The 22,084-nt window shown below is 37.5% G+C and carries 20 protein-coding genes; 16 read left to right on the top strand and 4 right to left on the bottom strand.

All coding sequences use genetic code 11. The features are described from left to right. Positions 1-19: 19 nt before the first annotated feature. Positions 20-505, bottom strand: coding sequence for an acetolactate synthase small subunit (gene ilvN, locus MJY40_RS14125; protein WP_317854828.1), 486 nt, complete (start codon positions 503-505; stop codon positions 20-22). A gap of 18 nt (positions 506-523) precedes the next feature. Further along, positions 524-2,152 carry a biosynthetic-type acetolactate synthase large subunit gene (ilvB, locus tag MJY40_RS14120; protein ID WP_317854827.1) on the bottom strand — a complete coding sequence of 543 codons (1,629 nt, stop codon included), beginning with the start codon at positions 2,150-2,152 and terminating at the stop codon, positions 524-526. A 642-nt stretch (positions 2,153-2,794) separates the two neighbouring features. Between ilvB and MJY40_RS14115 the strand changes: the two genes are divergently transcribed. The 7 genes from MJY40_RS14115 to MJY40_RS14085 all read left to right on the top strand — a co-directional run bounded on the left by MJY40_RS14115 (position 2,795) and on the right by MJY40_RS14085 (position 11,649). Beyond that, positions 2,795-3,361: a manganese efflux pump MntP gene (locus MJY40_RS14115; RefSeq protein WP_317854826.1), complete on the top strand. Its 567-nt coding sequence runs from the start codon at positions 2,795-2,797 to the stop codon at positions 3,359-3,361. Positions 3,362-4,345: 984 nt separating this feature from the next. Then, a complete protein-coding gene (locus MJY40_RS14110; RefSeq protein WP_317854825.1) occupies positions 4,346-5,701 on the top strand; it encodes an APC family permease in 1,356 nt (451 codons plus the stop codon). Positions 5,702-6,145: 444 nt separating this feature from the next. Further along, positions 6,146-6,517: a DUF134 domain-containing protein gene (locus tag MJY40_RS14105; protein ID WP_317854824.1), complete on the top strand. Its 372-nt coding sequence runs from the start codon at positions 6,146-6,148 to the stop codon at positions 6,515-6,517. Continuing rightward, a complete protein-coding gene (locus tag MJY40_RS14100; RefSeq protein WP_317854823.1) occupies positions 6,510-7,340 on the top strand; it encodes an Mrp/NBP35 family ATP-binding protein in 831 nt (276 codons plus the stop codon). The genes MJY40_RS14105 and MJY40_RS14100 overlap by 8 nt, the downstream gene beginning before the upstream one ends. 647 nt (positions 7,341-7,987) lie before the next feature. After that, positions 7,988-9,367 (top strand): alanine/glycine:cation symporter family protein, encoded by a 1,380-nt coding sequence (locus tag MJY40_RS14095; protein ID WP_317854822.1) that lies wholly within the window; start codon positions 7,988-7,990, stop codon positions 9,365-9,367. 610 nt (positions 9,368-9,977) lie between these two features. After that, the gene (locus MJY40_RS14090; RefSeq protein WP_317854821.1) at positions 9,978-11,363 is read left to right on the top strand and encodes an alanine/glycine:cation symporter family protein; all 1,386 of its coding nucleotides are present in this window, start codon (positions 9,978-9,980) and stop codon (positions 11,361-11,363) included. A gap of 124 nt (positions 11,364-11,487) precedes the next feature. Continuing rightward, positions 11,488-11,649 (top strand): hypothetical protein, encoded by a 162-nt coding sequence (locus MJY40_RS14085; RefSeq protein WP_317854820.1) that lies wholly within the window; start codon positions 11,488-11,490, stop codon positions 11,647-11,649. Positions 11,650-12,086: 437 nt separating this feature from the next. On the opposite strand, the gene MJY40_RS14080 is transcribed toward MJY40_RS14085, so the two are convergent. Continuing rightward, the gene (locus MJY40_RS14080; RefSeq protein ID WP_317854819.1) at positions 12,087-12,941 is read right to left on the bottom strand and encodes an aldose 1-epimerase; all 855 of its coding nucleotides are present in this window, start codon (positions 12,939-12,941) and stop codon (positions 12,087-12,089) included. 275 nt (positions 12,942-13,216) lie between these two features. Between MJY40_RS14080 and MJY40_RS14075 the strand changes: the two genes are divergently transcribed. The 9 genes from MJY40_RS14075 (at position 13,217) to MJY40_RS14035 (ending at position 21,229) form a co-directional block, all read left to right on the top strand. After that, entirely contained in the window at positions 13,217-14,266 is a 1,050-nt protein-coding gene (locus tag MJY40_RS14075) for a TRAP transporter substrate-binding protein (RefSeq protein WP_317854818.1), read from the top strand. Positions 14,267-14,335: 69 nt separating this feature from the next. Further along, complete coding sequence (locus MJY40_RS14070; RefSeq protein ID WP_317854817.1) at positions 14,336-14,854, top strand: TRAP transporter small permease; 519 nt, start codon at positions 14,336-14,338, stop codon at positions 14,852-14,854. Continuing rightward, a complete protein-coding gene (locus MJY40_RS14065) occupies positions 14,851-16,152 on the top strand; it encodes a TRAP transporter large permease (RefSeq protein WP_317854816.1) in 1,302 nt (433 codons plus the stop codon). Before MJY40_RS14070 ends, MJY40_RS14065 begins: the two co-directional genes overlap by 4 nt. Before the next feature lie 10 nt (positions 16,153-16,162). Then, on the top strand, positions 16,163-16,966 hold the full coding sequence (locus MJY40_RS14060; protein WP_317854815.1) for an SDR family NAD(P)-dependent oxidoreductase: 804 nt from the start codon (positions 16,163-16,165) through the stop codon (positions 16,964-16,966). Positions 16,967-17,004: 38 nt separating this feature from the next. Continuing rightward, positions 17,005-17,703 (top strand): MBL fold metallo-hydrolase, encoded by a 699-nt coding sequence (locus MJY40_RS14055; RefSeq protein ID WP_317854814.1) that lies wholly within the window; start codon positions 17,005-17,007, stop codon positions 17,701-17,703. Positions 17,704-17,751: 48 nt separating this feature from the next. After that, the gene (gene dgoD / locus MJY40_RS14050) at positions 17,752-18,930 is read left to right on the top strand and encodes a galactonate dehydratase (RefSeq protein ID WP_317854813.1); all 1,179 of its coding nucleotides are present in this window, start codon (positions 17,752-17,754) and stop codon (positions 18,928-18,930) included. Between the two features lie 17 nt (positions 18,931-18,947). Beyond that, entirely contained in the window at positions 18,948-20,102 is a 1,155-nt protein-coding gene (gene dgoD / locus MJY40_RS14045) for a galactonate dehydratase (protein WP_317854812.1), read from the top strand. A 175-nt stretch (positions 20,103-20,277) separates the two neighbouring features. Continuing rightward, positions 20,278-20,940: a GntR family transcriptional regulator gene (locus tag MJY40_RS14040; RefSeq protein ID WP_317854811.1), complete on the top strand. Its 663-nt coding sequence runs from the start codon at positions 20,278-20,280 to the stop codon at positions 20,938-20,940. A gap of 160 nt (positions 20,941-21,100) precedes the next feature. Then, positions 21,101-21,229: a hypothetical protein gene (locus MJY40_RS14035; RefSeq protein WP_317854810.1), complete on the top strand. Its 129-nt coding sequence runs from the start codon at positions 21,101-21,103 to the stop codon at positions 21,227-21,229. A gap of 55 nt (positions 21,230-21,284) precedes the next feature. Here the strand turns inward: MJY40_RS14035 and MJY40_RS14030 are convergent, their stop codons facing one another. Continuing rightward, positions 21,285-21,956: a PDDEXK-like family protein gene (locus MJY40_RS14030; protein WP_317854809.1), complete on the bottom strand. Its 672-nt coding sequence runs from the start codon at positions 21,954-21,956 to the stop codon at positions 21,285-21,287. Between the last annotated feature and the right edge of the window lie 128 nt (positions 21,957-22,084).

Below are 22,084 nucleotides of genomic sequence, written 5' to 3'. Positions count from 1 at the left end.
TCTTAATCTTTTGATTTCATCAAATCTTCCCACTGCCTTTTTGTACAGCAATCATACCTGTACGCACTTCTTCTATGATATGGAATGGTTTCAATAAACCTTCAAAAGTCGCCAATTTTTCTGTATTGGCAGACAATTCCAATGTCATTGTGGTAGGTGAAATATCGCAAACCTTAGCACCCATAATTTCTGCAATGGTCAGGATTTCTTGGCGATTTTGTGGTGTTGCATTCACCTTAATGAGAATCAACTCACGTCCAATGATGGCATCATCTTCCAATGTACGCACTTTGATGACTTCCACCAATTTATTCAGTTGCTTTTCTACTTGTTCCAAAACACTGTTTCCATTGTCTGCAATGATGGTGATACGAGAAATATCTTCATCATCGGTGACACTAACAGCAAGGGATTCAATATTAAAGGCACGTCTGGAAAATAAGCCTGTGATACGGTTGAGTACACCAGCTCGGTTTTCAACCAATATGGAAATTGTTTGTCTCATGTGATTTTCTACGCCTCCTTAATCATTGGTAGTTGCATCTGGATGTACATTTGCAATGAGCAAATAAGATCCTTTGCTAGACAACATGGTATCAAAAGCAGCATCTAAGCCAGCATCATCGGTTACGATGGCACTTGAAATGCCATAAGCTTTGGCAATGGTTTGGAAATCAGGTGAACCATCCAAAGCAACACCAAAAGCACCAGAATAAGCGGAATTTTGGATTTGGTTTACAAGACCCAAAACATGATTTTGCAACATAAAGATTTTTACATCCAAATTACCAGCAACCAAAGCAGACAACTCATTCATGGACATTTGGAAGGAACCATCACCACAAATGGCAACCACTTGACGATTAGGAGCAGCAATTTTTGCACCAACAGCACAAGGCAAAGCATACCCCATAGTACCCAAACCACCAGAAGTCAAGAAACGACCTTGTTTATGAGGAAGATGTTTACCAGCCCACAATTGATTTTGACCAACATCTACACAAGTGATGGCATCTGTATCCAATTTGCTACCCAAAAGACGCATTGCCAATGGAGGACTAACATATCCTTCACGTTTGACAAAATCACGGGTCAATTCTTTGGTGCGAATTTCTTGCAATTCTTTACGGAACGCATCTGCATGTGTTGCAGCTGGAGCAAGGGCAGAAAGTTGTTGCAAAACGGTTTTTGCATGACCTACAACAGGAAGTGCAACACGCATATTTTTACCAATTTCAGCAGGATCAATATCAATATGTACAATGGTCATACGTTTGTGCATTTCATCAGGATTTGGAATAGCACGATCAGCAGCTCTACAGCCAATCATAATCAACAAATCAGCAGAAGCAACAGCATGGTTTGCACATGGATTGCCATGAGCACCCAACATACCAATATTGAGAGGATGACCAGTAGGCAACAACGCTTGTGCCATCATACTGGTGACAACGGGCAAGTTTGCAGTAGTTGCAAAGTCCATCAAGTCTTGTTGGGCATCCGCCAAACGCACACCACCACCAGCAAAGAGCACAGGTCTTTTTGCTTCTTGGATAGCATCTGCAATACGTTTGATTTGCAAGTCATTTCCTTTGTTGCTTGGTTTGTATCCACGAAGTCCAACTGCTTCTGGATATACAAATGGACCATTCAATTCTTGTACTTGTACATCTGTTGGCACATCAATGAGCACAGGGCCTGGTCTACCAGTGGATGCCAAATGGAAGGCTTCTTTTACGATGCGTGGAATTTCATTTGGATCTTTCACCAAATAACTATGTTTGATGAAGGGCGCAACAGCACCAGTGATATCCACTTCTTGGAAAATATCACGTCCCAAAAGGTGAGAAGGTACTTGACCTGTGATGGCAACCATTGGGATAGAATCCATGTAGGCAGTTGCAATCCCTGTAATTAAGTTGGTTGCACCAGGGCCAGAAGTAACCATACAGACACCTGTTTTGCCACTGATTCTACTATAACCAGATGCCATATGACCTGCATTTTGTTCAGTACGCACCAAGGTATACGCAATACCTTCTGTTTGACTTAAGGAATCTACAAGACTACAAATGGTTGCACCTGCATACCCAAACATTTGGGTTACCTGTTCTTCCTTCAAACTTGCTATGAGCGCTTCTGCTCCATTCATCGAAATAACCCCCTAACGAAAGTTGTATTGCCCGCTTATGTGTCAGAATCCATAGGTATTTTGCACAGTTTTTATGGGGCTTTTCCAATAGATATGAAATGATTTTTCTGTTGATACTCTCTAAAATTCATATTACTCATTTTTTACTGGGCTGTTTTCGTCAGTTTCTATGAAAAAGCGAATTGGTATTCCCTATAATGCCTTTTGTTTTGGTGAATTATAACAAACGAAATAGGACAGTAAATTTAGTGCAAAAACCACTAGAGTTTCCATATAGTATAACAGTTGTTCTTAAAAAAGTACACGTTTTTTTGAAAGTATTTTGTATACTTTGCAAACGAAAGAAAAACAAATAAAATGGAAGATAATTGTACCCATAAATCATGAAAAACAGTTGTAAAATAAAAAGAAATGTGTATAATAGAATAGGCAAAATGATATGTTAAATAGGATGTGGTAGAAATAGCTAGCACAACGAGTGATACCATAAAAGAAGTCCCAATTAAAGATAAAAGGGCTTTTATATCTTGTAGGGTACGCATTGTATGCGTACCGAAAGTGGAATGCATACATAATTAAGATATGTTCATGTATGTTAGGGCTCATTCAGTTAAATTGGGATTAAAGGAAAAGGAAGAAACTATGAATCAAATTGAACTAATATTACTTGCAATTGGCTTATCTATGGATGCGTTTTCTGTATCCATTTGCAAAGGTCTATCCACAAGAAAAATACATATGCATCAATATGTCTGTCTTGGGTTGTGGTTTGGCGGTTTTCAGGTGTTGATGCCTGTTTTGGGGTATTTTTTGGGTAGCGCATTTGCTTCCTATATCAATGCCTATGCACATTACATTGCCTTGATTCTTTTGGGAATCATTGGCAGCCAAATGCTGAAAGCGGGCTTATCCAAAGAAGAAACAGAAGAAGTCAGTGACGCTTTTGGTGTCAAAACCATGTTTTTGATGGCAGTTGCAACCAGCATCGATGCATTGGCAGTTGGTGTGACATTTGCCATTTTACCAGATGTACATTTGATGTCAGCAGTTTCAATCATTGGTATTACCACATTTGCAGTTTCAGTAGCTGGTTTAAAAATTGGAAACATCTTTGGTGTGAAATATAAATCCAAAGCAGAAATCTTAGGTGGCATCATCTTGATTTGCATTGGAATTAAGATTTTTCTTGAAGGAATTGGCATAATTTGAGGGACGAAATGTAGAAAATGTCCAAATAATATGTACATTTTCATAGAAAAATCCATGATATGAAAACAAATGAAATAAAGTGCATAAAACACGTAAAAATCAAGAAAAATCACCTGGAATCCATTGACAATCAGGGGTACTCATGGTACACTTAAGAAAATAAAGCATGGTGTAGTCTGTAGTGAGAAGTATCTCCTGTAGGACATGCCATCAAATAAAGACTATGAGATATCCAAGTGGATATATTCGTATATAAAATGGTGATCTCAAAAAGAGATTCATCACCAAGAGAGACGTAAAGCAACAGTGTTTATGTGCGTAACATAAACGGTATGTCTCTATATCTGGCGGACTTTCCTCTGGCGGTTCCTTAGATGGTGCTTATGGTTACGAATTTGATTCTAGCCGTTTTTCGGAAGACGAAGAACACAACCACCACTGAACTCAATTCAGCCCACTACCATCGAAATGTTTACAGTAACACCACTATTGTGACGAAAGGAACAGGGGCCGTTTCAGAAGAAACCGGATAAAACCAGAAACTGAGCATGAAAAACTCTAGTACCATTGCAAGGAAAACTCTATATGCGAAAAGATAAAGACAATAAATTGGTCTAGGCAGCCAAGGGGTTGTCTTTTTTCGTGGAGAAAATATAAATTATCTCAATTATAGATAGTGGTAGGATATCCCCTCTATATATTGTAGAAGTGTAACGTAGGGGTGTACCTATGTGTGCACCCGTATTCTGAATTGGAACAGAAGATATCTGTGTGGATCATACCGTTAGCTTTGGATATCGTATACAAGAAAAGAGGAAGTAAAAGAGAAAAAAATAGATATTGGCACATTTGTAGTGGAAAACCACAAAAACCCTCGAAAATATAGGGAATTTATGTCCTTTTGATTGAAAAGTGATACAATATGTGCTATTTTATAAAAATGGGTATTTATATGAGAACAATATGGGAGAAGGAGTTAGTAAAATGGAGCATGAATTGCAAAAGAAGTATGGTTTGAGCACTGCCATTGCAATGGTAATTGGGATTGTAATTGGTAGCGGTGTATTTTTCAAAGCAGAAAAGGTATTGGTGGCAACAGGTGGCGATTTGCAACTGGGTATCTTGGCTTGGTTCTTGGGTGGTTTGGTTATGATTCTTTGTGGATATAACTTTGCACTTTTGGCAACCCAACACGAAAAAGTTGGCGGTATCGTAGACTATGCAGAAGTAATGGTGGGTCATAAATATGGCTACTTTATGGCATGGTTTATGCAAATGATTTACTATCCAGCATTTACAGGTGTTTTGGCTTGGGTATCTGCAAGATATTTCTGTGTTTTGGTTGGTTGGGATATTGTTGGCGGTCAATGTATGATGTTGGCTGGATTTGTTTTGGTGGCTGTGTATTGCTTGAATGCACTTTCTCCAAAATTGGCAGGTAGATTCCAAGTGAGTACAACAGTCATCAAATTGATTCCTTTGTTTATGATGGCAATTGTTGGTACCATTTATGGTGCGAAAAATGGGATTTTGGTGGAAAACTTCACCACAGTTGTCACAACAGATGTCAGTGAACATCCTTTGTTTACAGCAGTTGTAGGTACTTCCTTTGCTTATGAAGGCTGGATTTGTGCAACCAGTATCAATGCAGAATTGAAAGATGCAAAGAAAAACTTGCCAAAAGCTTTGGTGATTGGGACTTTGTTTGTTGCAATGACCTATATTTTGTATTATATTGGTTTGGCTGGTGCTGTAGAAAACCAAGTGATGATGGATGGTGGCGAAACAGGTGCGAAATTGGCGTTTTCGGCAGTATTCTCTGAAGTAGGCGGAACTTTGCTCTTCCTTGTAGTAACCATTTCTGCAATTGGAACCTTGAATGGTTTGATGATGGCTTGTGTGCGTGGTATGTATGCCATTGCAGCACGTGATGAAGGCCCATTTCCACATTACTTTAAAAAATTGGATTCTGAATCCAATATGCCATATAATTCCGCAACAGTAGGTTTGCTTTTGGCTATGTTGTGGTTGGTATATTTCTATGGTGCAAACTTGACAGCACCATGGTTTGGAAAATTCAGCTTCGACAGTTCTGAATTGCCATGTATCAGTTTGTATTCCATGTACATTCCGATCTTTGTGATGCAAATGAAAAAAGGTGTGAATTTCGGTACATTCAATCGCTATGTGGCACCAATTTTGGGTATTTGTGCATGTCTATTTATGGTATTGGCAGCAATTGTATCCTTGGGTGAAGCAATCATCTACTACTTGATCATCTATGTAGTGATTATGGTCTTTGGTGTGGCTTGTAAAAATCTTGGTCACAAAAAAGCATAAACAAAAACAATAAAAAATCAATATTTAAGGGGGGATTCTATATCCTTCCTTATTTTTTTACGCCAAATGAAATATACCGATATGAAAGGTATGGTTAGTGTTGACATATGTCAGAAATAGAGTATAATATCCATATGTAGATAAGACATATGATGTGTTATTTTTATGAATCAAGTTTCTTTTGCAAATAAGTGTGCTGCAAACCCGTAGGGGCAACCCTGTGTGGTTGACCGTTTTCAGATAGAGTAATGCTTATTTAAAGTCCTTTAAAGATAAAAAGGATTATTGTACTCTATTGTAAATTTTGTAGGGTACGCATTGCATGCGTGCCAAAAGCGGAATGCATACAATGCATTCCCTACACAGCATTAATATAATTAAGTTTAGTTATCTTAAAATAGGAATTTGTAAAAGAAGAAAATCAATTGAACTAGGAGGCTTTCTATGGCAAGACCAAAAAAAATTAGAAAAATATGTACCATGCCTGAAAACAGTGGATTTGTGCCATTGCAGGAGTGTGGTCACGATACAGAAACAATTATTATGGCAATAGACGAATATGAAACCATTCGTTTGATAGATTTGTTTGGATATACCCAAGAAGAATGTGCAAAACAAATGCAAATTGCAAGAACAACAGTACAAGCAATGTACAATGATGCAAGAAAGAAAATGGCAGATGCATTGGTGAATCGCAAATCCCTTTGTGTAGAAGGTGGAGATGTGAATATTTGCCAAGGAGCAGAAGCTGGAAATTGTGGTAGAGAAAATTGCCTGTGTGGCAAACAAGACGAAGGAGTGAACACAAATGAGTGAAACATGTTCCCATAATTGTGATACATGTGCTTCCAAATGTAGCAATCCTACACCAGCAGCACAACAAAGCATGATTTTGGATGCAAATGAAAGTAGCAATGTCAAAAAAGTCATTGCTGTTGTCAGTGGAAAAGGTGGCGTTGGTAAGTCTATGGTCACATCTTCTTTGGCAGTTTTGATGAACAAAGCTGGTAAAGAAGTGGGTATTTTGGATGCTGATATCACAGGTCCTTCTATTCCAACTGCTTTTGGCATCAAAGAAAAAGCATATGGTTCCCCAAGAGGAATCTTGCCTGCAATTACAAAAACAGGTATCAAAATGATGTCTGTCAATTTGTTGTTGGAAAATGAAACAGATCCAGTTGTTTGGCGTGGTTCTTTGATTGCAAATGCAGTCAAACAATTTTGGCAAGAAGTAGTATGGGAAGATTTGGACTTTTTGTTTGTGGATATGCCACCAGGAACAGGTGATGTACCTTTGACTGTATTCCAATCTTTGCCAGTGGATGGCATTGTCATTGTCACATCCCCACAAGAATTGGTGAGTATGATTGTAGACAAAGCAGTGAAAATGGCAGAAATGATGCATGTACCAATTTTGGGTATTGTGGAAAACTTGTCCTATTTCAACTGTACAGAATGTGGCACAAAACATTACATTTATGGAGAAAGTCACATCCACGAAATTGCAAAAAAACATGAAATTCCAGTTGTCTGTCAACTGCCAATTGATCCTGCTGTTGCTGCAAGATGCGATAGAGGTGATACAGAAAGTTTTTCTGAAAACTGGATGGATGAATTGGTGGCACACTTGCAAAAGTAAAAAAATAGAAGAAACGGTTTGTCCGTGATACAGCGTCAAATCAAAAAAAGTTTGTGAATAAATGCATACTGGAATAGAAGGATATTGTGTTGCAATTCCTTTGGAAAGTATTGATTTCAGTACATTATTTTGATGTTTTGTATTTTTTATGATACATAGAAACAGTCCTTAGGGGCTGTTTTTTTGTATGTGTGGCAGAGTACAATTCCCCAAAAAAGAGGAGATTGTATACAAAAAACAAGAAAAAGCAACTAAAATTTAACAAATTCAGAAAATTATAGCAAAATAATAAGATAATCATAAGAAATCTTAATATTTTGGCGATTCGCTTAATAATGTTGTAAGAAATCGAAAAAATAAGAGTTTTATTGTGCATAATATGATAAGTATTCATACAGATATAGTAATATATCAGATAGATTCACAAATGTCATCGTATTTTTTGACAAGAATTATGTCAAAACTAACGAAAAATAAAGATTAAAATTTATTTTAGAAAAAATCTGCGGAAATTTCTTCTTGAAAAAATAAAAACAATATGTAAAATGATAAATAAATAACAACATTTGTCTGCGCAACACAGAAGGAGGAAGACAAATGTTTTTATGTGGCACTTATCATTTTATTATTTATGGGAGGGAATTGAAGTGGAAGCGATTAACAATTTTGTAAGCACCATCAATGGATTTGTGTGGGGTCCTGTTATGTTGGTTCTTTTGTTTGGAACACATCTTGTTCTAACACTTAGAACCAAATTCATCCAAAGACACATTTTCAAAGCAATCAAATTGTCTGTGACACCAGATCATGAAGCAGAGGGAGATGTTTCTGGATTTGGCGCATTGGCAACAGCATTGGCAGCAACAATTGGTACTGGTAATATCGTAGGGGTTGCAACAGCAATTTCTCTTGGTGGTCCTGGTGCTGTATTCTGGTGTTGGTTGACTGGTTTGTTTGGTATCGCAACAAAATATGGTGAAGCACTCTTGGCAATCAAATATAGAGTAAAAGACCAAAATGGCGAAATGAATGGTGGACCTATGTATGCTTTGGAAAGAGGCTTTGGTCAAAAATGGTTGGGCATTATGTTTGCAGTATTCGCTGGTATCGCATGTTTCGGTATTGGTAATATGACACAAGGTAACTCCATTTCCACAATGGTAGAATCCACATTCAATATTCCTACATGGATTACAGGTGTTGTTTTGATGATTGCTACTGGTGCTGTTATCTTGGGTGGTGTAAAATCCATCGCTAAAGTTTGTGGTAAATTGGTTCCTTTGATGGCTGGTTTCTACATCGTTGGTTGTATCGTAATCATCTTCATCAATGGCGCTTATGTTGGTGAAGCATTCAACTTGATCATCACATCTGCATTCAGTGGCAGCGCAGTTGGTGGCGGTTTTGTTGGTGCAAGCGTTATGTTGACCATTCGTTATGGTATTGCTCGTGGTTTGTTCACAAATGAAGCTGGTTTGGGTTCTGCTCCAATCGCTGATGCAGCTGCTATGACAAGAAACCCTGTACGTCAAGCTATGATCGCTATGAGTGGTGTATTCTGGGATACAATCATCGTTTGTGCTTTGACAGGTTTGGTTTTGGTTTCTTCTATCCTCAAAGATCCAGTTGGTTTGGAAGGTTTGAATGGTGGCGTTTTGACAGCTCAAGCATTCAACGCTATTCCAGTTGTTGGACCTATCGTATTGACAATCGGGTTGATCACATTTGCTTGGTCCACAATCTTGGGCTGGAGCTACTATGGTGAAAGATCTTGGGTTTACTTGGTAGGCACAAAAGCAATCAAACCTTTCCGTATTGCTTGGACACTTGTAGTATTCGTAGGTTGTGTAACTGCTCTTGACTTGGTATGGAACATTGCAGATACATTGAACGCTATGATGGCATTCCCTAACTTGGTTGCATTGCTTGGTTTGAGTGGTGTTATCGTTTCTGAAACCAAAAAATATCTTTGGGATGACAACTTGGATGGTTGGACTACAGACGAAATTCCAGTGGTTGAAAAATAAAATTTGTATTTTATAATTGAATGAGATAAAAGGGTCTTTGTCGTTGTGCAAAGGCTCTTTTTTTATGGAAAAAGGTGTTTGCATTATTATAGTAGAAAGGGTTACAAGTTGAGAAAACAGGAAGAACGCCATTGCGTGGTTTTTGTTTGTGCAGGAAGGATAATTCTATGAAAATAGTAGGAATTGTATACAAAGAACGGACAAAAACAATCTTATATGCAACAAATGCATGAAAAACATGTGGTTTTAGGATGATTCATGCAAAATAAGCATAACTTCGTCGTTTTGCCAATTATAGATACAAATTTTAATGAAATCTTAAGAAATATTGTAAGATTTCCCAAAAGTGTTAACGTATATATATAAATACAAAATACTTGAACAAATATTGGTGTAATTTTGTATACATTCAGTGAAACCTATACAATAAACTAGGAATTGAAAAATATTGGAAAATATTGTATGAAAGATAGTGCTTGTAATATTTGAAATATCCTGTACAATGGTATATAGATAAAAACATATGTCCGTGTATGAGGGATTGCAAAGGGACAGTTGTTTTTGTCTGGCAATTATCTAACGTATTATTATTTATAGGAGGGATTTTTCAATGGAAGCAATTAACAACTTTGTAAGTGTTGTCAATGGATTCGTATGGGGACCTGTAATGTTGGTTCTTCTCTTCGGAACTCACGTATTCTTGACAGTAAGAACCAAATTTATTCAAAAGTACATGTTCAAAGCAATCAAAATGTCTGTAACACCTGATAAAGAAGCAGAAGGTGATATTTCTGGTTTTGGTGCATTGGCAACAGCATTAGCAGCAACAATTGGTACTGGTAATATCGTAGGGGTTGCAACAGCAGTTTCCATCGGTGGACCTGGTGCGATTCTTTGGTGTTGGTTGACAGGTTTGTTCGGTATTGCTACAAAATACGGCGAAGCAATCTTGGCAATCAAATACAGAGTAAAAGATAAAAATGGCAACATGGTCGGTGGACCTATGTATGCTTTGGAAAGAGGTATGGGTCAAAAATGGTTGGGCGTAATGTTTGCTGTTTTTGCTGGTATCGCTTGTTTCGGTATTGGTAATATGACACAAGGTAACTCCATCGCTGTTATGGTTGAAGAAAACTTGAACGTTAGCCCAGTAATTACAGGTATCATTTTGACAGTTGCAACTGGCGCTGCAATCCTTGGTGGTGTAAAATCTATCGCTAGCGTTTGTGAAAAATTGATTCCTTTGATGGCTGCTTTGTACATCATTGGTTGTGTCATCATCTTGTGCATCAATGCTCCTTACATTGGTCAAGCATTTAACGTTATCTTCCGTGGTGCTTTCGGTATGGAACAAGTAGTTGGTGGTTTTGCTGGTGGTGCAATTTCTATGGCAATCCGTTATGGTGTTGCTCGTGGTTTGTTCTCCAATGAAGCTGGTTTGGGTTCTGCTCCAATCGCTGCTGCTGCTGCACAAACAAGAAATCCTGTTCACCAATCTTTGGTTTCCATGTCTGGTGTATTCTGGGATACAATCATCGTTTGTGCTTTGACAGGTTTGGTTTTGGTAACATCTATGTTGAAAGATACAACTGGCGCAATGGAAGGTTTGAGTGGTGGTTTGTTGACATCCGCAGCATTCAACGCAATTCCTGTAATTGGACCTATCGTTTTGACAATTGGTTTGATCACATTTGCTTGGTCCACAATCTTGGGATGGAGTTACTATGGTGAAAGAGTTTGGATTTACTTGGTAGGTTCCAAAGTAATCAAACCTTTCCGTGTTGTTTGGACACTTGTAGTATTCGTAGGTTGTGTAACTGCTCTTGATTTGGTTTGGAACATCGCTGATACTTTGAACGCTATGATGGCATTCCCTAACTTGGTTGCTTTGCTCGGTTTGAGTGGTGTAATCGTTTCTGAAACCAAAAAATATCTTTGGGATGATAATATGGAAGCTTGGTCTACAGACGAAATTCCTACAGTCGACAAAGCTTGATTTTAAATCTACATAAAAATAAGAAAGAGCCTTTGCATTTGCAAGGGTTCTTTTTTGATGTATACAATCAGAGGGTAAGAAAAAACAATTTTGGAGATGAAACATAGAAAAAGGGATTATACAAGTGAAAAAATTAGTATCTATCGTATTGGGGTTTACAATGGTTATGGGAATTGGTAGAACAACTGTGTTTGTGGATGGAGAATCCATTGCTTTTAAAGTATATGGCATTGGTGACAACAACTTTAATTTGAGCTTTTCTCATATACAAACAAAAATGCAATAAAAACCAACTACTCGAAAGCAATTGGTTTTCTTTCATATGTCCGACGGGGTTCGAATCTACGATCTTTTGAGTCGGAGAACTTGTAGGATACAAAAGAAATACCCGTTTAGATGATGCGACAGTTGGTTTTGCACAAGAAAGAGAGTCAATTGGAAAGTTTGTAATTTCTTTTGGCATCGGGTGTTGCTTACTTTTTTGTATTTTTGAAAATAACGGTCAAATAGTGGTCATGGTATTTAAATTGAATTTGCACAATTTGGAAAGAAATTACGTAAATTTAAAATTAAAATTCAATATAACAAAAATATGAGTATATGACAAAAATTATTTTACAGATGAGAAGCTAGGGGTGTTTTATATATAAATATAGTGATTTAGATTTTTTAAAAAATATATTGAATTTATCTCTTTGGTTTAAACCTTTTATTATAAAGGTTTTATCCATTGTTCATTTTGAGAAAGTCAACAGAGAAGTGTTCAGATTGATTAGGCTCTAATCGACGTATGGATTTTGCGTTTAAGGCATTTGGTGCACCACAATGTGGCTCAATAGCAATAAATTCAGGATGCAATTCATTCTTCCAAATCACCAAATGATCAAATTGTGAGGAGATATTGTATCGTATATCGCCAATTTGCATGGAGTTGGAGTGAATTGTGTAATAACCACCAACATTGATAGGCGAAGCAAATAATCCATCAGTTAATGCTGCTTCTTCAGCAGTTAAAGTTAAAAAATTTCCAGTTGGGAGATATCGTTCATCACGTTCTAAGCGTTGTTTCAGTGGAAGTTTCAAAAATTGTTGTTTGAAAAAATTGGTGTGTAATCCAAAAGTCAAAGGCATTGCAGTTGTACCTATATTTGTAAAGATAAATTTTTGGTGATACCCGAAATCGTCTAAAAAATATTCTACGTCCAATTGAAAAGGAAATGGGAAAAGTTCATCTTTATTGGAAAACTGTGCAATAACAGAAGTATTGGTTTGTTGCAAAATTGTAAAGAGAGTTTCTGCCAAAAATCCATGCAAATGGTTATTTGTGGAGGATTCGTTGATTGGTAGATGATAGATGGTTCCATCAAAACAAAATTGCCCCGCATCTGTTCGATTGGGCGGAAATAGCAATGGATTTCCGTAAATATGTGGATTTTGATGAAGCACTGTGGAAGAAGTAGGAGTTCTCAATAGGGGCATATTTTTGTAGGTGAGAGAATATGTATTCATACCTTGACTAGGGGAAATTAGTGCTTTCCAAGAACCTTTTGACAGTAAAATTCCAGTGTGATTTGACATAAAAGCCTCCTTAAAATAAATGATATAAAATATTATATCTAAAAAAGAATAAACTGTCACGTTATTTTTTATGGATATTTTGGTGTAAATACATAAAATAAAAGCACATGGAATGTGAATTTCTTGTTGATTTGCTTAAGGTATAGATAAATATGTAGAAAAAATTAGAAAGTATTGCACTTTATGAAGTATAGTGGTACTATAAAAGTGGATTTGATATTATATCAAATTTGAGGAGAGGTAACTTGTGTTATTTTGGAAAAGGAGGAAATGGTATGAAAAAAGTATTTGCATTACTAATGGTAGCAGTTATGTCTATGGGTGTTGTAGGTTGCGGGTCATCTCAAACAGAAAGTGCAGCAGCTCCAGCAGAAACTTCCAGTGCTGATACAAGTGCTGATGCAAGCGCAGATGTGGAACCATTGTTGTTGAAAGTAAGCTTTTCAGAAACAGAAGATAGTATTTTTGGTGTGGAAGTGCTTGCAGCTTTTGAAAAAATCACAGAAGAAACAGATGGTAGATTGGCTTTTGAATACTATCCAAATAATCAATTGGGTTCCATTACAGATATGTTGGAACAAATGCAGGCAGGAGCACCTTTGATTTGCTCTTTGGGCTTTGATAATCTTGGGGATACAGTTGCTAGCTTTGCACCAGCATCCTTCCCATATATCTACAACGATTTGTATGAAGTACAAATGTTGGGCAACTCCGATTGGATGGCTGCTGTAGAAACAGAATTGTTGGCACAAAATGTAGTTCCTCTTTGCTATGGTGCAATTGGGTATCGTCATTTCATTAGTACATTCCCAATTGGTAGTGCAGCAGATGTATCTGGTCATATCATGCGTATGGGACCTTCTTCTTCTGCACAAGGATTTATCACAGTTATGGGTGGGACTCCAACTACAACAACTTGGGCAGACAACTATTCCTTGTTGCAAACTGGCGTAATCGATGCTTGTGAAGCACCACTAAGTCTTTTGCTCAGTTCTTCTTTGAACGAGGTTTGTAGTGATTTGTGTCTTTCTGGTCACTTTGTAAATCCGTTTTCACTTTGTATCAATCCTACTTATTGGGATCAAATTTCTGCAGAAGATCAAGCGGTAGTAACCAGACTTTTGGATGAAGCTTGTACAAACATGGCAGATACAGCAATGGAAATGGAAGAACAATACATCCAAGATTTCAAAGATGCTGGTGTAAACGTAGTATCTCCTGATAAAGCAACATTTGCAGCATATGTTCCTGCTTTGTTCGAAGAACTTTCTTTGGACCCAGCTATTTACGATGACATTCGTGCAGCAATCGATGCAAACAAATAAATAAAAGTATAATTTGAATCCCTCATCATCCATTGCTGGTGGTGGGGGATTTTTAGAAAGGTGGATTACATGAAAGAAAAAACATTGAAAGGGTATTTCCTTTGGTTTGTCATTCACATTCCTGAAATCATAGCAGCAGTTGCACTTCTCATTGCATTGACCATCACCTTTGTCAATGCAGGAACAAGATATTTGCTACAATACACCTTTGTTGGCTCCGATGAAGTGGTAGCCATCATGTTTTCTTGGATGGTATTTCCAGGAGCGGCAGCAGCTTTTCGTAGAGGAATGCACTATGGTGTAGATATGCTGGTAAGTGCTTTTCCAGAAACTATGCGGAAAATTGTGGAAGTGATTATGAGCGCTGTGGTAGTGGTGATTATGGTTGCAGCCACATATTTGAGTTATGTTTTGTATATGAATGTAGGCACAAAAATTATGACAGCAACAAGAGTTTCTTATAGAATTTTGGATATGGGGATGTTGGTTGGATTTGCACTTATGTCCATTTATGCAATTATTTTATTTTGCAAAATCATAAAAGCAACATTCATGCCCAAAACGAGGGAAGGAGGCGATATAGTATGAATTTGGATATTTGGATTCCTATTTTTACAATACTGACCCTTGCTCTATTGAATATACCTATTTGGATTGCAATTTTGGGCGGTGTTTTGCCTTATTTCATATTTTTACAACCAGATTTGCCCATTCAAATTGTGGCACAAAGAATTGTTGCAGTTACAGAATCCTCCTCATATATGGCAATCCCGTATTTTGTAACAGCAGGAGCCATTATGAATTATTCGGGGATTTCCAAACGACTGATGGACTTGGCAGATGGATTGGTAGGGCATCTGACAGGTGGATTGGGGCATGTGAATGTAGTGCTTTCTGTGTTGATGGGTGGTATCTCGGGCTCTGCAGCAGCAGATGCGGCAATGGAATGTAAAATCCTTGTGCCAGAAATGGAAAAAAGAGGATACGACCGCAATTTCAGTGCAGCCATCACAGTTGGCTCATCCCTCATCACACCCATCATTCCACCGGGGATGGGGCTCATTGTATTTGCATTTGCAACACAAATTTCTGTAGGTCGTATGTTTGCAGCTGGGTATGTACCAGGGCTGTTGTGTATGATTTTTATGATGATTTATGTGTACATTGTTTCCAAAAAAAGAAATTATAAAGGAACTCGTACAAAAATGGCATCTCCAAGAGAAATTGGACGTTTGTTTGTCAATGCGCTTTGGGCATTGATCATTCCCTTTGGAATTGTAATGGGATTGCGTCAAGGTGCTTTTACCGCAACAGAAGCAGGGGCAATTTGTGCTTGGTATGCTTTGTTCATAGGTGTTTTTGTGTACAAAGAAATCAAAAAAGAACATATTTGGTTGATTGCAAAGGAATCTATTCTGGGAACTGCAACGGTTATGATTTTGATTTGTATTGCAGGGGCTTTGTCCTATTTCTTGACCTACGAGAGAATTCCGCAGGCGTTGTCTTCAATGATGCTTGGTATGGATTTGAATAAATATCAATTCTTGTTGATGGTCAATGTTTTGCTTTTGATGGTGGGTATGTTTATGGAAGGTGGCGCACCACAAATCATCTTGGGACCATTGTTGATGCCCATTGCACTTTCCCTTGGAATTGACCCCATTCATTTTGGGATTATCTTTGTATTTAACCTTGGTATTGGGAATATGACACCGCCATTTGGTATTGTTTTGTACCAAGTATCGGGGTTGTTGAATGTAAAACTAACCAGTTTGTCAAAGGCTTGTATGCCATTTATTTTGATTATGATTTTGGTATTGATGTTGATTACCTTTATTCCAGATTTGGTTTTGTGTGTTCCAAACTTAATCTATGGCGTAGCATAAGGAGGTTTCTATGAAAAAAATTACATTAATTACAGGTGCAACCACGGGGACAGGATATGGTGTTGCACAAAAATTTATAAAAATGAGTCATAATGTATGTATTACCAGCAGAGATGCCAAACGAGCAGAACAAGCGGCAGAAGAACTGAAAGCATTTGGCGATAATCAAGTAGAAGTTTTTGGGTTTGGTCTAGAGGCATTGCAAGAAAATCAAGTTATTTCAGTATTTGATATATTGAAAGAACGTGGATATTTGGTAGATAAGCTGATTTTGGTTGCTGCCAATATGGGTCTCAATATGCCTAATTTCTTTGAGGTTCCATACGAAGATTGGATTCGAGTAATTGATACCAATATTGGATGGAATTTTATGATTTCTCGTCAAGCGGCAAAACATATGGTTGCTTTGGGTGGCGGTGCAATTGTTGTGGTGGGCTCGGTCAATGGGATTCGTACCACAAAAAATAGAAGTGCCTATTGTACCTCAAAAACAGGGTTGCATGGTTTGGCACGTAATTTGGCTGTGGAATTGGGTTCCTACCACATACGTGTCAACACAGTGGTTTCTGGGGGCATCAAAACAGATCGTTATTATGCAAGACCAGAAATTCAAAATTCAGTGCATAACAAAACACCTTATGGAGATATTGCGGAATTTTCGGATATTGCCAATGCAGCATATTTCTTGGCAGACGATTCCAGTGCTAGAATCATCACAGGAGCAGAATTGGCTGTGGATGGTGGAGCTTTGGCACAATTTGTATATGAGGAAGAAGGCATTCGCTTGCCAGATGGCATAACATTTGCAGATTAATGTGCATTGTATTTATATATTAGACATGAGGTGATGGTATGCAGGTAACTTGGTTGGGGCAAGCAGGCGTTTTGCTTGTGCATCAAGGAATACGAATTATGATAGATCCCTATATGAGCAATTCTTTGGAAGAAGAAAATGGAGTGGGATATCAACGAATGGTTCCCATTCAAACAGAATTTCTGGTGGCACCTGATGTTTTGGTTATTACCCATATCCATGAAGATCATATGGATTTACAGACAATCGATCAATTGCTCAAAGGGAGTGTGGTTACAGTTATGGCTCCTTTAGGTGTGATTCGTGTTTTACGAGAACGAAAATATGAGAATATTGCCTATGTTATGTTGGTTCCAGAAGTGGAAGTTACCATTTTGGGCATAGAGTTTCGTGGAATGCCAGCGGTACATAGCGACTTAGAAGCAGTTGGCATTGAGATTTTTGCAAATGGTGTGTGTATATATCATATGGGAGATACCTTGTATCATCCAGATATGATTCGTGCACAAAATAAGCCTGTGGATTGTTTGTTGATTCCCATAAATGGAAAAGGGAATAACATGAACGAAGTGGATGCAGCTAGAATGACAAAAGCCATTTCCCCCAAAAGGGTATACCCAATTCATTGGGATATGTTTGAAAATTACAAGGGAAATGTGGAGGTGTTCAAAAAGTTGATGGCAGACTCGGAAATTGTTGTCATCCAAGAGCCTGCATACAATACATTTGACCTTTGATGGAAGAAAAAGTGATGGGATGTCACAAAAGGATTGGAGGAGTGCATCTTGAAAATTACAGATATCAAAACATACACTGTATTTTCTTATAGAACCAATTTTGTGTTTGTACAAATAGAAACTGATAGTGGATTAAAAGGTGTTGGAGAAGGGACATTGGAGTACAAAGAACACGCTTTGGTGGGTGCAGTGGAAGATATCAAACGTGTACTCGTAGGTCAAAACCCAATGGAAATTGAACGAATTGCATCCGAATTGTATCGAGATTCCTATTGGCGTTTGGGGCCTGTGCTTATGAGTGCAATTTCTGCTGTGGAAATGGCACTTTGGGATATCAAAGGTAAGTTTTATGATATGCCAGTATATGAATTTTTGGGCGGTAAAGTGAGAAATCAAATCCGTATGTATGCAAATGGTTGGTTCTCTGGTGCAACTACACCAGAAGCCTTTGCAGAAGCGGCAAAAAAAGCTGTTGCGATGGGTGTGACAGCGCTCAAATGGGATCCGTTTGGAAAAGCATATCTACATATGGAAAAAGCTGATTTCATGCGTTCTATGGAAATTATAGAAGCGGTTCGAGGTGCAGTTGGAAACCAAGCAGATTTGATGATAGAAGGGCATGGTAGGTTTAATGTTGCAACAGCAATACAAATCGCAAATGCACTGAAACCATTTGACCCTCTATTTTTTGAAGAACCTACACCGCCAGATAGCTTGGATGCAATGGCAGAAGTACACCGCAAATCTCCAGTACCTTTGTCTGGAGGAGAGCGCTTGTATGGTTTGCACCAAGTCAAAGAATTTTTGGATAAGGGCTGCGCAGATTTCATTCAACCAGATGTTAGCCATTGTGGTGGCATTATGGCAGTCAAAAAAATGGCAGCCATGGCAGAAACATATTATGTGACCATTGCACCACATAATCCAAGTGGTCCAGTTGCAAATGCTGCTAGCTTGCAATTAGCAGGCTGTATCAATAACTTTAGAATTTTGGAAATTATGTTATCAGATGTAAATTGGAGAGCAGAATTAACCGATGAAAGAGTAATCTTTGAGCATGGAGATATTTTAATTCCGGACAAAGCTGGTTTGGGACTCAACTTACAAGAAGAAAATTGCTTGAAATATCCATTTGAACCAGTTGATTTGCGTCACTATAAAGGTACCTTAACGAATATACGCCCAGAAAATAAAACAGCTTTTTATTTTGAAGGATTGCAAATGTGAAAGTTTGGTGAGGAAAAGTGAAAATTGTAGATTTGCAGATGTATCATGTGCGACCAAGATGGATGTTTTTGAAAATCACAACAGACGCTGGTATTTGTGGTTGGGGAGAACCGGTTTTGGAGGGGCGTGCCAAAACAGTAGAACAAGCAATTATGGAACTAAAGCCCATTCTAATCGGTGCGGATCCTTTGAAAATTGAATATTTGACACAACTTATGTATCGTGGTACTTATTATAGAGGTGGCCCTATTTTGATGAGTGCAATTTCAGGTATTGAAATGGCATTGTGGGACATCAAGGGCAAGTTCTATAATGCACCGGTGTATGAACTCTTGGGGGGATTGTATCGAGATAAAGTGCGGATGTATGGTCATTTGAAACCAACTGCTTTAGCGGGGGATTTTCCTGTATCAGATATGTTAACATTGGCAAAAAAACGCATGGAAGAGGGCTTTACAGTGGTAAAATATTCAGTGATACCGCCAATAAAACCTTTGGACAATAAAAAAATGTTAGATAGCATAGTCAACCGTTTTGCAGCAGTTCGTGAAACGGTTGGGGATGCAATAGATGTGGCAGTTGATTTTCATGGTAGAGTGAGTCCAGCGATGTCTATTCGGATTCTCAAAGAATTGGAACAATATTATCCACTCTTTGTGGAGGAACCTGTTTTGCCTGAAAATGTAGAAGGAATGGTACAGGTGGCTCGTAGTACAACCATTCCAATAGCAGCAGGGGAAAGATTGATTTCCAAATGGGGTTTCCGAGAATTGATTGAAAAGCAAGCTGTTGCAGTGGTGCAACCTGATTTGTGTCATTGTGGGGGTATTTTTGAAGCAAGGAAAATTGCAGTAATGGCAGAATTATATTATATGCAGTTGGCACCACATAATCCTTTAGGACCAATTTCTTTGGCTGCTTGTTTGCAATTGGATGCTTGTACACCAAATGTACTAGCACAGGAACACCCAGCAATGGAAAATAAGCAAGATTTGGGTGTTGGGATTTTGAAGGAACCATTTGTGATTGAAAAAGATGGTTGCATTCATATTTCTCAGAAGCCTGGTCTTGGCGTCGAAGTGGACGAAGAAGCCTTGAAAGCATTGGAATTTATTGGGGATTGGGATACACCACATTTATTCTTCGATGATGGCGGAGTTGCTGATTGGTGATATGATTTTGTATATATTTTGATGAAATGTATGGGTTTTGAAACAATACCAAAAGCACATTTTCTAAGTATATAGTTAGAAATGGAAAATATAAATGATATTACTTTTCTTAGTTGTATTTATTTGATATAATAATCAATAAGGAAATAAATTGAGAAGGGTGGTAAAGACTGAGATGGCGAAAGAAGATATTGTTGGTGCAACAATGGCAAATAAGTTGGCTGATCGATTGCGAGAAGATATTTTTAGCCGTAAATTGGAACCGGGTTCGAGGATTACGGTGAAAGAAATTTCTGATAGGTATGGTGTTAGTAGTATGCCTGTAAGAGAGGCAATCAATATGCTTTGTGGAGAGCAGTTATTGCAAATGAATCCCTATAAAGGTGCAACCGTTTTAGCAATCACATCTGATTTGGTGGTTCAATTGAATGAGCTACAAATGGCATTGGAAAGTTTACTTGTGGAATTGTGTATGAAGAAAGGTTATCCAGATGAATTGTTGGAACAATTGCAACAAATCAATGATGAAATGCTTTCTTTAGAAGATGAACAAAGTTGGAAAATCCACAGAAATCGACTAAATGTTAAATTTCATACCTTGGAATATTCTCTTTGTAGTGAACATGTGGCATATGGTTTGTTCATTCGTACATTGAATCAATTGGCAACTATTCGAAAATATCATGAAGTAGAAATTGGTCGTGCAAGACAAACAGCAGAGGAGCATTCTCAAATTATCGATGTGTTGCGTCGAAAAGATGTAAAAGGTGCCATTGAGATTACAAGAAAACACGTATACAATTCAAAGCAACATGTTCTGTTGGAAGAATTTGGATAAAAAGTAGTGGCTTTTGACTAAAGTAAGTAGCAATAAGTTGTTTATAGAAGAATTGATTTCAGAAAAATTAAGACCGCAGTCGTAGAGAAAATCTTGGGCTACGGTTTTTTTGTTGGGGTTTATTTTTTATAAATATCTTTCAGATTTTGAAGTGGAATTTTTGAAGGAAAATGAATATGATGATGAACTTCTGAAAACTGTGGTGGAAGATGAGGAAGAAACCGTAGAATGGATACAAAATAACATTGGTTATTTTATTTCCTATGAAAATTTGTTTGTAATTTCATAAAATAGTGGTTTTTGTGCTCCATCCGCTACTTTTTGTGGGCATATCTTTTAAAATTTCACTCATGTTTTTTGTGGTGAAACGAAGATATGTTTTGGAACATTTTTTTGGTGTTGAAGCTGAAATCATTATGGATAGAGTGCATATAGTTATATATATAATCGGTTATATTTTGACTCATAGCGGTTTCAATAATTTGTATCAATTCGGTGTATGCAAAGTTTTGCCAATTTTCTGAATCGCTAGGAGTATCACCATTGGGGGTTAAATATACAAAAAGATGATTGTAGTTTGGATAATGATTGCAAATAGTATCCAGATAACGATTTAATTGGTTGTCATGTTCTCCAGAAAAAATCTTGTTTTCAATGCAAATCACTATTTTATCTGTATCAGATATGAGCAATAAATCAATGTTTTTCCATTCTCGATACACCTTGAAATGATTGTATTTTATAAGGGATACATCTTGGATATTTGTTGTGGAAAAGTCAAGGGATTCCATGAATCCCTTTAAAACAGAAACATCCAATCCATGATTTTCTTTTGGATCCAAAAGCCATGCAATCATATTGCTGTGACGTATTTCTGTGTTTGATATTTTTAGAATATCAAACAAGTTAAATCGATTGGTCCAAGGCTCTAAATCATTTAGACAATCGATATCTAAAAGAAAGTTTTGCAAAGCTTTTTTGTCGTCAATATGTGGTTGCTCAAAATCGTTTGGCATGGTATCCTCCTTTTGTTTTATTGGATGGAAAGACTATAGATATAGTATAAGCCGATATGACTGAAAAATCGAATGGAATTGAAATTATGTAAAATAAAAGATATTGCAGATAGATTGTGTATATGCAA

The sequence above is a fragment of the Chakrabartyella piscis genome, from assembly GCA_030067835.1.
Lineage (GTDB): Bacteria > Bacillota > Clostridia > Lachnospirales > Anaerotignaceae > Chakrabartyella > Chakrabartyella piscis.
Note: the sequence above shows the minus strand (reverse complement) of the source record. Positions and strands in the feature narration are given on the sequence as shown.

Excerpts from the sequence above, each read along its gene's own strand:
- ilvN (WP_317854828.1), bottom strand. The coding sequence starts at position 505 with ATGAGACAAACAATTTCCATATTGGTTGAAAACCGAGCTGGTGTACTC.
- ilvB (WP_317854827.1), bottom strand. The coding sequence starts at position 2,152 with ATGAATGGAGCAGAAGCGCTCATAGCAAGTTTGAAGGAAGAACAGGTA.
- MJY40_RS14115 (WP_317854826.1), top strand. The coding sequence starts at position 2,795 with ATGAATCAAATTGAACTAATATTACTTGCAATTGGCTTATCTATGGAT.
- MJY40_RS14110 (WP_317854825.1), top strand. The coding sequence starts at position 4,346 with ATGGAGCATGAATTGCAAAAGAAGTATGGTTTGAGCACTGCCATTGCA.
- MJY40_RS14105 (WP_317854824.1), top strand. The coding sequence starts at position 6,146 with ATGGCAAGACCAAAAAAAATTAGAAAAATATGTACCATGCCTGAAAAC.
- MJY40_RS14100 (WP_317854823.1), top strand. The coding sequence starts at position 6,510 with ATGAGTGAAACATGTTCCCATAATTGTGATACATGTGCTTCCAAATGT.
- MJY40_RS14090 (WP_317854821.1), top strand. The coding sequence starts at position 9,978 with ATGGAAGCAATTAACAACTTTGTAAGTGTTGTCAATGGATTCGTATGG.
- MJY40_RS14080 (WP_317854819.1), bottom strand. The coding sequence starts at position 12,941 with ATGTCAAATCACACTGGAATTTTACTGTCAAAAGGTTCTTGGAAAGCA.
- MJY40_RS14075 (WP_317854818.1), top strand. The coding sequence starts at position 13,217 with ATGAAAAAAGTATTTGCATTACTAATGGTAGCAGTTATGTCTATGGGT.
- MJY40_RS14070 (WP_317854817.1), top strand. The coding sequence starts at position 14,336 with ATGAAAGAAAAAACATTGAAAGGGTATTTCCTTTGGTTTGTCATTCAC.
- MJY40_RS14065 (WP_317854816.1), top strand. The coding sequence starts at position 14,851 with ATGAATTTGGATATTTGGATTCCTATTTTTACAATACTGACCCTTGCT.
- MJY40_RS14060 (WP_317854815.1), top strand. The coding sequence starts at position 16,163 with ATGAAAAAAATTACATTAATTACAGGTGCAACCACGGGGACAGGATAT.
- MJY40_RS14055 (WP_317854814.1), top strand. The coding sequence starts at position 17,005 with ATGCAGGTAACTTGGTTGGGGCAAGCAGGCGTTTTGCTTGTGCATCAA.
- MJY40_RS14040 (WP_317854811.1), top strand. The coding sequence starts at position 20,278 with ATGGCGAAAGAAGATATTGTTGGTGCAACAATGGCAAATAAGTTGGCT.
- MJY40_RS14030 (WP_317854809.1), bottom strand. The coding sequence starts at position 21,956 with ATGCCAAACGATTTTGAGCAACCACATATTGACGACAAAAAAGCTTTG.